Genomic DNA, 12,933 nt, shown 5'->3' with positions numbered 1-12,933 from the left:
GAGCCTGGGGCGTAAATAGCTGACTGGTCTGGACGGCCGAGAGTTCATTTGGCGGGGTGGTTGTGGTGGTTTTGCTGGCCTCTTCGCGAGCAAGCCTGCTCCCACAATTGAGCGGTGTACGCCGGCCAGTGTGGGAGCGGGCTTGCTCGCGAAGGGGCCTTCACATTCAACCAACAATTCCACGCTTCCCCGGCAATCAGCCGTTATGGCAACGTGCAGTCCCCTGATGAGACCAGATCCATGGCAAACCCCTATCGCGAGTTGTTCAAAGCCCCCGGCAGCGGCGCCTTCGTACTGACCGGAATGATCGCGCGCATGCCGATTTCCATGACCGGTATCGGCCTGATCACCATGCTTTCGCAGTTGCAGGGTGGCTACGGTCTGGCGGGTGCGGTGGCGGCGACGTTCGCCCTGGCCACGGCGTTTTGTGCGCCGCAGGTTTCCCGATTGGTGGATCGATATGGCCAGGGGCGGATCTTGCCGGCGGCGGCGTTGCTTGGCGGCGGGGCGCTGTTGCTGCTGTTGCTGTGCACGCGATTGCAGGCGCCACACTGGACGCTGTTTTTCTTCGCCGCGCTGGCCGGTTGCATGCCGAGCATGTCGGCGATGGTGCGGGCGCGCTGGACCGAGGTGTATCGCGGCCGCCCTGAGCTGCAAACCGCCTACGCCCTGGAATCGGTACTGGATGAAGTCTGCTTCATCGTCGGGCCGCCGCTGTCAGTGGGCCTGTGCGTGGTGGCATTCCCCGAGGCCGGGCCGTTGGCGGCCTTGCTGGCACTGGCCATCGGCGTCACCGCGTTCGTCTTGCAGCGCAGCACGGAGCCGCCGGTGCATCCCCATGAGGAACATCAGCAAGGCTCGATCATTCGTTCCCGCGATATTCAATTGCTGATGCTGTTGATGGTGGCCATGGGCACCATCGTCGGCGTGGTGGACGTGGTCAGCGTCGCCTTCGCCCAGCATCAGGGCCAGCCGGCGGCGGCGAGCATGGTGCTGTCGGTGTACGCCATCGGCTCGTGCCTGGCCGGGCTGGCGTTCGGCGCACTACGCTCAAAAGTGCCGCTGGCGCGGCTGTTCTTGTATGGCGGGGTGGCAACGGCTGTGACGACCTTGCCGTTATTGTTGGCGTCGAACATTTTCGGCTTGTCCCTGGCGGTGTTTGTCGCGGGGCTGTTTTTTGCACCGACGCTGATCGTAGCCATGGCCCTGGTGGAGCAAATCGTGCCGCCGGCCAAACTCACCGAAGGCCTGACCTGGCTGGTCACCGGCCTGAGCATCGGCGTGGCGATCGGCGCCGCCGGCTCCGGCTGGCTGGTGGACGGCTTCGGTGCGCGCAGCGGGTTCTGGCTGGCGATTGCGGCGGGAGCGGTGGTGCTCGGTTCCGCGATTCCGAGCTATCGTCATTTGAAATGAAGATCCAATGCTGGAAACAGCCCCCTGTAGGAGCGAGCCTGCTCGCGATGGACTAAAGAGCACTGCGTTTAGCCGGTAAGCACGCGTAATCGTTAACGACCATCGCGAGCAGGCTCGCTCCTACAAGGGATCTCTGTACGACTAATTCTCGGCGCACCTCATCCGTTCTCTTTACAGACAACTTTCGAGGAAAGCCCGGTGCCCCAGCTGACATTGCTGTGCCTGCCCTATTCGGGCGCGAGTGCCATGGTCTATAGCCGTTGGCGGCGCAAGCTGCCGCAGTGGCTCACGCTGCAACCGGTGGAGCTGCCGGGCCGTGGCGCGCGCTACGGCGAGCCCTTGCACACCGACATGCGCCGCCTGGCGCTGCAACTGGCCCATGAACAGAAAGCCACGCTCAAGACGCCATACGCGCTGTTCGGCCACAGCATGGGCGCGTTGCTGGCCTGTGAGATGGCCCACGCATTTCGCGCGCTGGGTTGCCCGGAACCGGTGGCGCTGTTCGCCTCGGGTACCGCCGCGCCAACCCTGCGCGCCGACTACGACCGCGGCTTTGCCCAGCCCAAGACCGACGCCGAACTGATCGAACAACTGCGCACCCTCAACGGCACCAGCGAAGAGATCCTCGCCAATGAAGAGTTGATGAGCCTGACCCTGCCGGTCCTGCGCGCGGACTTCCTGTTGTGCGGGCGTTTCGAACCGATCCAGCGCCCGTTGCTCAAATGCCCGGTGCACGTGCTCGGCGGCAAGGCCGACCGCGCCACCACCGAGCAGCTGATCGGCTGGAGCCAGGAAAGCCACGGCAGTTTCTCGGTGGACATGCTGGCTGGCGGCCACTTCTTCATCCATGAGCAAGAGGCCAAGGTGCTGCGGGTGATCAAGGATCAGCTTGAGGTGCATCATCGGAGGCATGCCATGGCTGTCAGTGCCTGACTCGGTCAGTGTGGGAGCGGGCTTGCTCGCGAAGACGGTGTATCAGGTGCCAGATGGGTGACTGACACACCGCCTTCGCGAGCAAGCCCGCTCCCACATTTTTGATTTTCTGCAGCCTTCGATTTCGCGTTTCACCCTCTTCCTGATACTTGTTCCCATCCGCTAATTTTTCCCGTCTGCATTCGTTTTATAGGGACGACGCGCCTTTGCGCCTGCTGCCTACTGATGCGGATGCCGATAGATGAATGCTGAAGACTCCTTGAAACTTGCTCGCCGGTTTATCGGGCTGCCCCTGGAAAAGCGCCAGATGTTCCTTGCGGCCTTGCACAAGGAGGGCGTGGATTTCGCCCGTTTCCCGATTCCGGCCGGCATTGAGGCCGAGGATCGCCAGGCGTTGTCGTACGCCCAGCAACGCATGTGGTTCCTCTGGCAACTGGACCCGCACAGTGGCGCCTACAACCTGCCGGGCGCGGTGCGGCTGAGCGGGCACTTGAATCTGCCGGCGCTGGAGCAGGCGTTCGCCAGCCAGGTGGCGCGGCATGAAACCCTGCGCACGGTATTCCAGCGTCAGGCCGACGACAGCTTGCAGCAAGTCCCCGCCACGGCGCCGCTGCTGATCGAACACGTGGATTTCAGCGCGCTGCCCGCCGAAGAGCGCGAACGGACCGTGGCGCAAACCGCAGAGCAGCAATCGATGCTGCCCTTCGATCTGTCGAGCGGACCGCTGCTGCGGGTCACCCTGCTCAAGCTCGCCGACCAAGAGCACGTGCTGTTGCTGACCCTGCACCACATCGTGTCCGATGGCTGGTCGATGAATGTGCTGATCGATGAATTCATTCGCTGCTACGACGCCTTCGATGCGGGCACCCAACCGAATTTGCCGCCTCTGCCGATCCAATACAGTGACTACGCCCTGTGGCAGCGCCGCTGGCTGGAGGCGGGCGAGCAGGCACGGCAACTGGCGTACTGGCAGGCACAGTTGGGCGACGATCATCCGGTGCTGGAATTGCCCCTGGATCATTCGCGCCCGGCGATGCCGAGTTATCGCGGCACCCGCTACGAATTCGCGGTCGAGGCGCAACTGGCCGAGCAACTGCGCGGCACCGCGCAGAAGCACAACATCACCCTGTTCATGCTGTTGCTCGGCGCTTTCAATGCGTTGCTGCATCGCTACACCGGGCAAACCGACATCCGCGTCGGCGTGCCCATCGCCAACCGCAACCGTGCGGAAATCGAAGGGCTGATCGGCTTCTTCGTCAACACCCAGGTGCTGCGTACCCAGCTGGACGGCCAGACCCGGGTCGACGACCTGCTGCGCTCCGTCAAGGAAACCGCCCTCGGCGCCCAGGCCCATCAGGACCTGCCGTTCGAGCGCCTGGTCGAAGCGCTGAAGCTTGAGCGCAGTCTCAGCCACACGCCGTTGTTCCAGGTGATGTACAACCACCAACCGCAGGTGGCTGACATGGCTTCGGTCAGCACCGCCTCCGGCCTGGTGCTGGGCAGCATCGACTGGCAAAGCCGCACCACCCAGTTCGACCTGACCCTCGACACCTGGGAAAAGGGTGGCAAGCTGCACGCCGCGCTGACCTATGCCAATGACCTGTTCGAGGCCGATACCATCTCGCGCATGGCCCGGCACTGGACGCGCCTGTTGCAGGCGTTAGTCGACGACTCGACGCAAAAAATCGGCGAATTGCCGATGCTGACGGCCGATGAGCAACAGGTGCTGGTGCACGACTGGAACCGCACCGCCGAGGTCTATCCGGTCGAGCAGTGCATGCATCAGCTGATCCAGGCCCAGGCCCGACGCACCCCCGAGGCGCCGGCGCTGGTGTTTGGCGAACGCCAACTCAGCTACGCGCAACTCGATGCCCGCACCAACCAATTGGCGAACTACTTGCGCGAGCAGGGCGTCGGCCCGGATGTGTTGGTGGGCATCTGCGTCGAGCGTTCGCTGGAAATGGTCATCGGCCTGCTGGCGATTCACAAGGCCGGTGGCGCTTACGTGCCACTGGACCCGGAGTACCCGGCCGAACGCCTGGCCTACATGATCGACGACAGCGCGATTGGCCTGCTGCTTACGCAGAGCTCCCTGCTCGGCGCCTTGCCCGCCGAACGCATCAAGGTCATCGCCCTGGATCAGGAGCAAGACTGGCTCGACGGCTACAGCGACACCTGCCCGCAGGTGGACGTGCATCCATTGAACCTGGCCTATGTGATCTACACCTCCGGTTCTACCGGCAAACCAAAAGGCGCGGGCAACAGTCACGCGGCGCTGGTCAACCGTTTGTGCTGGATGCAGCAGGCCTACGCAATCGATGGCAGCGACTCGGTGTTGCAGAAAACCCCGTTCAGTTTCGACGTGTCGGTCTGGGAGTTCTTCTGGCCGCTGATGACCGGCGCGCGCCTGGTGGTGGCGCCGCCGGGCGCGCATCGTGAACCGGCGCAGTTGATCCGCCTCATCGCGGACTACGGCATCAGCACGCTGCACTTCGTGCCGTCGATGCTCCAGGCGTTCATCCACGAGCCGGGTGTTGAAGCCTGCACCAGCCTCAAGCGCATCGCCTGCAGCGGTGAAGCCTTGCCGCTGGATGCGCAATTGCAGGTGTTCAAAAAGCTGCCGGGTGCAGGCTTGTACAACCTGTACGGTCCGACCGAGGCGGCCATCGACGTGACTCACTGGACCTGCATCGATGAAGGCGCCGACAGCGTGCCCATCGGCCGGCCCATCGCCAACATGCGCACCCATGTGCTGGATGCGCAACTGCTGCCGGTTCCGGCCGGCGTGGCGGGGGAGTTGTACCTTGGCGGTGCCGGGCTGGCGCGCAGTTATCACCGGCGCCCGGCGCTCACCGCCGAGCGTTTCGTGCCGTGCCCGTTCCACGACGGCGCGCGCTTGTACCGCACCGGCGACCGCGTACGCCAACGTGCGGACGGCGTGATCGAATACCTCGGGCGCCTCGATCATCAAGTCAAATTGCGCGGCCTGCGCATCGAGCTGGGGGAAATCGAAACGCGCCTGATGCAGCACGCGCTGGTGCGTGAAGCCGTGGTGCTGGTGCAGGGCGGCAAGCATCTGGTGGCGTATCTGGTGCTGGAAAACGCCGATGCCGATGGGCTGTGGCCGCAAACCCTCAAGGCCTGGTTGCTCGGCAGCCTGCCGGAATACATGGTGCCCACCTACCTGATGCCGCTGGACGCCTTGCCGGTGACCGCCAACGGCAAGCTCGACCGCAAGGCCTTGCCGCAACCCGACGCCGCGCCGCAACAGGCATTCGTCGCACCGCAGGATGCAATGCAGGCTGCGCTGGCGCAGATCTGGCAAGCGGTGCTGGGCGTTGAACGTGTAGGGCTTGAAGACAACTTCTTCGAACTCGGTGGCGACTCGATCATTTCCATCCAAGTGGTCAGCCGTGCCCGTCAGGCCGGTATCCGTCTCAGTCCGCGGGACTTGTTCCAGTACCAGACCGTGCGCAGCCTGGCGCTGGTCGCGGCATTCGACAGCTGCAGCCGCATCGATCAAGGCCCGGTCAGCGGCGAGGTGATCCTCACCCCGGCGCAGCATTACTTCTTCGAACAGGCCATCACCCGGCGTCAGCACTGGAATCAGTCGTTGTTGCTGACGCCTCGGGAAGCACTGGATCCGCAAGCGTTGGAGCGGGCGCTGGTCGCCGTCATCAACCACCATGACGCCTTGCGCCTGCGCTTTGTTGAGGGCGCTGAAGACTGGCAGCAGCGCCATGCAGCGCCAGTCGAGTCCGCTGAGTTGTGGTTGCGCAATGCGTCTTCGACCGAAGCCTTGACCGTTCTCTGTGATGAAGCGCAACGCAGCCTCGATCTGGCAAACGGTCCGCTGCTGCGCGCCTTGCTGGCCAGCCTCGACGATGGCAGCCAGCGCCTGCTGCTGGTGGTCCATCACCTGGCGGTGGACGGGGTGTCGTGGCGGGTGTTGCTCGAAGACCTGCAACAAGCTTACCGGCAAGTGGCCTTGCCCGAGAAAACCAGCGCTTATCAAGCCTGGGCGGCGCACTTGCAACAGCATGCCGGTACCATCCTTGCGCAAATGCCGTACTGGCAGGCGCAACTGGCGGATGCCCGGGACCTGCCATGCGACAACCCGCAGGGCAGCTTGCAGCAGCGCCACGAGCACAAGGTCGAAACGAAACTGGACGCCGGGCTGACCCGCCAATTGCTGCAACAGGCACCAGCGGCCTATCGCACCCAGGTCAACGATCTGTTGCTCACGGCGTTGGCGCGGGTCATCTGCCGCTGGATCGGGCAGGGCTCGACGCTGATCCAGCTCGAAGGCCACGGCCGCGAAGACCTGGGCGATGACCTCGACCTGAGCCGCACCGTCGGCTGGTTCACCAGCCTGTTTCCAGTGCGCCTGCAACCCGAGGCGGGGGCGGCGAATTCGATCAAGTCGATCAAGGAACAACTGCGCGCCGTTCCCGGCAAAGGCCTGGGCTATGGACTGCTGCGCTACCTCGGCGAACCGGCGCAACGCGAGCTCCTGCAAGGCTTGCCGGCGCCCCGGATCACCTTCAACTACCTGGGGCAGTTCGACCGTCAGTTCGATGACGCAGCGCTGCTCAAACCGGCTGCGGAAAGCGGCGGCCAGGCTCAGGGCGATGATGCGCCGCTGGCCAACTGGCTGACCGTGGAAGGCCAGGTCTATGGCGGGCAACTCTCGCTGCAATGGGGCTTCAGCCGCGAGATGTTTGCCGAGTCCACCGTGCAACGACTGGCCGATGCCTACACCGAAGAACTCAAGACGCTGATCGAACATTGCTGCACGACAGCGACAGGCCAGGTCACGCCGTCGGACTTCCCGCTGGCGCGCATCACCCAGGCACAACTCGATGCCTTGCCCGTTGCGGCGCCGGCCATCGAGGACATTTACCCGCTGACACCGATGCAGCAGGGCATGCTGTTCCACACCCTGTACGAGCCTCAGGCCGAGGCCTACATCAATCAGTTGCGCCTGGACCTCCAGGGGCTGGAGCTGGCGGCGTTCGGTCGTGCCTGGCAGGCGGCGATCAACCGTCACGACATCCTGCGCAGCAGCTTCCACTGGCTGGGGCTTGAGTGCGCGCACCAGGTGATTCATCGCCAGGTCGACCTGCAACTGCAAGTGGTCGAGGCGGCTGACATCGACCTCGATGCTTTGGCGGCTGAAGAGCGCAGTCGCGGCTTCGAACTCGGCACCGCGCCGTTGTTCCGCCTGTTGCTGGTGCGCCGGGGCGCGCAAGACTGGCACCTGATCCATACCAGCCATCACATCCTCATGGACGGCTGGAGCAACGCGCAATTACTCGGCGAAGTGATCCAGCACTATGCAGGCCAGTCGCTGAACAAACCGTTGGGGCAATACCGCGACTACCTCGGCTGGATTCAACAGCAGCCGCTGCTGGCCGCCGAGCAGTTCTGGAAACAAGCGCTGGCGCCGCTGGAAACGCCAACGCTGCTGGCGCAAGCCTTGCCGACGCCCGCCGACGGGCGCGGCATGGGCGAACATCAATTGACCCTCGAGAGCGCCGCGCTGCAGCGCCTGAGCGATTTCGCCCGCCAGCAGAAAGTCACCCTCAATACGCTGCTGCAAGGCGCCTGGGGCCTGTTGTTGCAGCGCTATACCAGCCAGTCCTGTGTGGCGTTCGGCGCAACGATTGCCGGACGCTCGGCGCCATTGCCGGGTATCGAGCAGCAGTTGGGGCTGTTCATCAACACCTTGCCGATCATCGCGGCGCCGCAGGCAGGGCTCTCGGTGACCCAGTGGCTCAACGACCTGCAAGCCCTGAACCTGAGTCTGCGCGAATTCGAGCACGTGCCGCTGTACGACATTCAAGGCTGGGCCGGGCAACAGGGGGCGCTGTTCGACAGTCTGCTGGTGTTCGAGAACTTCCCGGTGGCCGAAGCCCTCAAGCAAGCGGCGCCGGCGGGCCTGACCTTCGGCGCGTTGCACAATCACGAAATCACCAGCTACCCGCTGACTCTCGGCATTGAAGTCGGCGTGAGCCTGCGTCTGGATTTCAGTTTCGACCGAACCCGGTTCAGTGTCGCGCAGATCAGCCAGTTGGGCGCCAGCCTGTTGCACGTACTGGAGCAATTCGTCGCGCAACCGCAACAGTCACTGGGTGCGATCAGCCTGCTCGACCCTATCGCGCAAGCCAAGGTGTTGGCAGGTTCGCGTCCGCCTGCGCCGCCAATCGACAGCCCGTTGCTGGCCCATCAGCGTTTCGAGCAACAAGCAGCTCGCACACCCGATGCGCTGGCCGTGATCGTCGGTGAGGAGCGCCTGACCTACGCCCAACTCAATGCGCAGGCCAACCAACTCGCCCATCGCCTGCGCGCCCAGGGTGTGGCGCCGGGGCAACGGGTCGGCCTGGCGGTGCGGCGCAATGCACAGATGATCGTCAGCCTGATGGCGATCCTCAAGGCCGGCGCCGGATATGTACCGCTTGATCCGGATTACCCGGCCGAGCGCCTGGCCTACATGATTGAAGACAGCGGCATGGACTTGCTGCTGGCGCAACCGGGGCTGCTGACCGATGTCGCGCTGCCACAAGGTTTGCCACGTCTGGCACTGGAGGCGAACGCCGACGGTTACTCCACGGAAAACCCGGAAAACCTCGCCAGCGCCGAAGACCTTGCCTACCTGATCTACACCTCCGGCTCCACCGGACGCCCGAAAGGCGTATGCCTGGCCCACGCCGCACTGCGCGAGTTCTGCGTGATTGCGTCGGACTATTCGCAACTGGTCCCTGAAGACCGCGTCCTGCAGTTCGCCACCTTCAGCTTCGACGGCTTTGTCGAGCAGTGCTACCCGCCACTGTGCGTGGGCGCGGCGCTGGTGATGCGCGGCGATGAGTTGTGGGACACCGACACCCTCTATCGCCAGATCATCGAACAGGGCGTGACCCTGGCGGATTTGCCGGCCGCCTACTGGTTCCTGTTGTCCCAGGAGTGGGCCGCGCAATCGCAGCGTGACAAGGGCCGTCTGCGTCAGGTCCACGTCGGCGGCGAGGCCATGTCGCTGGAAGGCCTGAAGCTGTGGCACGCCGCCGGTCTGGGCGATGTGCGCCTGCTCAATACCTATGGCCCGACCGAAGCCACGGTCGTTTCCAGCACCCACGAATGCACGCTGGCCGATACCCGCAATCACATTGGCGTGCCCATCGGCAAAGCGCTGCCTGGGCGTGCGTTGTATGTGCTGGACAGCGAAGGGCACCTGCTGCCGAGCGGTTGCGTCGGCGAATTGTGCATCGGCGGCGACGCCGGCCTGGCCCAGCGCTACCACCAGCGTCCAGGCTTGAGTGCCGAGCGCTTCATTGCCGATGCGTTTTCCGCCACACCGGGCGCGCGGCTGTACCGCAGCGGCGACCTGGCGCGCTATCGCGAAGACGGTGCGCTGGAGTACCTGGGGCGTATCGATCACCAGGTGAAAATTCGCGGCTTCCGGGTCGAGCTGGGTGAGCTGGAAGCGCACCTGCAAGGCCTGCCGATGATCAGCGAAGCCGCGGTGCTGGTGCACGAAGGCGTCGGCGGCAAGCAGTTGATTGGCTATGTGGTGCCGGCCAGTGATGAGCTGCTGGCGGCGGATGCGCGGCAACTCACCGACACCGTGCGCCGCGCCCTGGGCGAGCGCCTGCCGGACTACATGCTCCCGGCGCAACTGGTGTTGCTGGCCGCGTTGCCGCTCAACCGCAACGGCAAGCTCGACCGCGCCGCGTTGCCGCCACCGCAAGTATGGGAAGCCGAAGCCGGCAGCGCGCCGCAAGGTGTACTGGAAATCGAACTGGCGCAGATCTGGCAGCAGGTGTTGCAGGTCAACCGCGTCGACCGCGAAAACAGCTTCTTCGAACTGGGCGGGCACTCGTTGCTGGCGACGCAAATCGTCTCGCAGATCCGCCAGCGCCTGGGTCTGTCGGTGAGCCTGCGCAGCCTGTTCGAACATCCGCGCCTCGAGGATTTCGCCGCCCGGGTGCAGGCGCTGCAACACAGCTGTGAACGCCCGGCGCTGGTGGCCGACACCTCTGGCGAACGCCAGCCGTTGTCCTTTGCCCAGCAGCGCTTGTGGTTCCTGTGGAACCTGGAGCCGGACAGTTCGATGTACAACATGCCGGGTGCCTTGCGCCTGCGGGGCGAGTTGAACCTCGATGCCCTGCGCCAGACCTTCGAAACCCTGGTGCAGCGTCACGCGGTATTGCGCACCACCTTCTACGAAGAAGACGGCCAGACCTGGCAACGGGTGCATCCGCAACTGCCGTTGAGTTTTGTCGACAGCGACCTGCGGCATCTGCCGGCGCCGGATCTCGAAGCACAACAGCTGGCCCGCGAGGAAGTCGCCGGGCCATTCGACCTGCGCCACGGTCCGTTGCTGCGGGTGCGGGCGCTGCGGGTCGCGGAGGATGAGCACGTGCTGTTGCTGACGGTGCATCACATCGTCGCCGATGACGGTTCGTTCCGCGTCCTGATCAATGAATTCGTCACGCTCTATCCAACCCTCAACCGTGGCGAAATCCCGCAACTGCCGGCGCACAGCGTGCAGTACGCCGACTTCGCCAAATGGCAGCGCCAGTGGCTGGAGCAGGGCGGCGAATTGCAACGCCAGCTCGACTACTGGCAGCAGCGCCTCGCTGAGCCACAAGCCGTGCTGGAGTTGCCCGCCGATGGTGACCAGCGCACCGCGCAAGCCGGTGCCGGTGCGCATTTCACCTTCAGTGCCGAACTGAGCCAGCAGTTGCGCGACTTTGCCCGGCAACGCGATCTGTCGCTGTTCATGCTGCTGCTGAGTGGTTTCACCCTGGTCCTGCGCCAGCGTACCGAGGTCAGTCGTGTGCGCATCGGCACCGATATCGCCAACCGAAATCAAGCCGGGCTTGAAGAAATGGTCGGCTTCTTCGTTAACCAACTAGTACTGCAAGTGGAAGTCGATGCCGAACAGTCGGCGGCGCAGTTGCTGGACGCTTGTCGCCGGGCGGTGCTGGAGGCTTCGGACCATCAGGACCTGCCGTTCGAGCGCCTGGTGGAAGCCTTGCGCTTGCCGCGCCGGGCCGGACGTTCGCCGCTGTTCGACATCAAGCTGATTTACCAGGAAGGCGTCGGTCGCCTGCCGTCGATGGAGGGCCTGCAAGTCGAGGACTTCCCGTCCGGGCGCCAGGCCGCCGAGATCGGCATGGTCGCTGCGTTCTACAACGACGCACAGCACATCCACCTGAGCTTCGAGACACCGGCCGGTCAGTACCTGCCGAGCACGCTTGAGTGTTTGTCCGAACAGGTTCAGGCGGTGCTCGCAGCGTTGATTGGCACTGATGGATTGCAAGTCGGCGATTTGCTCAACCTGGCCAGCGATGTCCAGCGCGGTGCCGACGCGCGCTTGAGCGAGCAACGCAAGGCCTTGCTCGGCGGTGCCATGGCGATCAAGCGCCGCTCGGCGAACCGGGCTGCGCCGACAGCGAAAATCGCAGCGGACTGATTCAGGCGGCGGCGCCCTTTAGCGCCGCCGTGATCATTTTCTGGAGGGGTTTATGACCGTTTCAACGACCAAGTCCATTCCCAAGATGGGTCGTGGTGCCCGCAAAAGCCTGTCCACCGATCCGACGCGGCTGGTGAGTTTTGCGCCGATGTTCGAAGGCCAGAGCATGCCGCTGGTGTGCCGTCCGGCCGTGTCCGGCGTGAGCCTGGTGGAATGGGCGAGCCAGAACCGCGCGTTGATCGAAAGCAAGCTGCTGGAGCACGCGGTGATTCTGTTCCGTGACTTCCAGGTGGCCGATATCGGCGAGTTCAACCGCTGTGTCGATGCGATTTCCGGCGGTGCGCTGGAGTATCTGTTCCGCGCCTCGCCACGGACCCAGATCACTGGCCAGTTCAAGATCTACAGCTCCACCGATTACCCGGCGCCGGAGAAGATCTTCCCGCACAACGAACACTCGTATTCGCCGGTGTTCCCGCGTCACCTGTACTTCTACTGCGACACCCCGTCGGCCACCGGCGGTGAAACACCGTTCGGCGACACCCGGCAGATCCTCGCGCGGATTGACCCGGCGGTGCGCGAAGCGTTTGCCCGCAAACGCATCATGTACGTGCGTAACTACGGCGACGGCATGGGCCTGCCATGGCAGACCGTGTTCCAGAGCGAGGATCGCGCCGAGGTCGAAGCCTACTGCGCCAAAATCGGCATCCAGGCCGAGTGGAAACCCGGCAACCGCCTGCGCACCCGGCAGAACGGCCCGGCCATCGTGCGCCACCCGCTGAGCGGCGAGCGCATCTGGTTCAACCACGGCACCTTCTTCAATGCGCTGACCCTGCCGGACAGCATCCGCGACAACCTGCTGCGTGAGTTCGGTCCGCAGGATTTGCCGCAGAACACCTTCTTCGGCGACGGCTCGCCGATTCCCGACGATGTCATCCGCCACCTGCAAGGCATCTACCGCGAGGTGATGGTGGAGTTCGCCTGGGAGAAAGGCGACGTGGTCCTGCTCGACAACATCCTCAGCGTGCATGCGCGCAACGAATTCACCGGCTACAGAAAAATCCTCACGGCCATGGCCATCGCACAGAAAAGCGCCGACCTGGATCAGGAATAAG

At 64.1% G+C, this 12,933-nt stretch carries 4 protein-coding genes; all 4 read left to right on the top strand.

Annotated features, from left to right (window positions below; all coding sequences use genetic code 11):
• The first annotated feature begins 240 nt into the window (after positions 1 to 240).
• The 4 genes from QMK54_RS22065 (at position 241) to QMK54_RS22050 (ending at position 12,932) form a co-directional block, all read left to right on the top strand.
• Positions 241 to 1,413 (top strand): MFS transporter, encoded by a 1,173-nt coding sequence (locus QMK54_RS22065; protein WP_320401354.1) that lies wholly within the window; start codon positions 241 to 243, stop codon positions 1,411 to 1,413.
• 198 nt (positions 1,414 to 1,611) lie between these two features.
• Positions 1,612 to 2,346 (top strand): thioesterase II family protein, encoded by a 735-nt coding sequence (locus tag QMK54_RS22060; protein ID WP_110663293.1) that lies wholly within the window; start codon positions 1,612 to 1,614, stop codon positions 2,344 to 2,346.
• 241 nt (positions 2,347 to 2,587) lie between these two features.
• Positions 2,588 to 11,821 carry a non-ribosomal peptide synthetase gene (locus QMK54_RS22055; protein ID WP_320401353.1) on the top strand — a complete coding sequence of 3,078 codons (9,234 nt, stop codon included), beginning with the start codon at positions 2,588 to 2,590 and terminating at the stop codon, positions 11,819 to 11,821.
• A 52-nt stretch (positions 11,822 to 11,873) separates the two neighbouring features.
• Positions 11,874 to 12,932, top strand: coding sequence for a TauD/TfdA family dioxygenase (locus tag QMK54_RS22050; protein ID WP_320401352.1), 1,059 nt, complete (start codon positions 11,874 to 11,876; stop codon positions 12,930 to 12,932).
• Position 12,933 lies beyond the last annotated feature (1 nt).

This window comes from Pseudomonas sp. P5_109, assembly GCF_034009455.1.
In the GTDB taxonomy this organism is placed as follows: domain Bacteria; phylum Pseudomonadota; class Gammaproteobacteria; order Pseudomonadales; family Pseudomonadaceae; genus Aquipseudomonas.
Note: the sequence above shows the minus strand (reverse complement) of the source record. Positions and strands in the feature narration are given on the sequence as shown.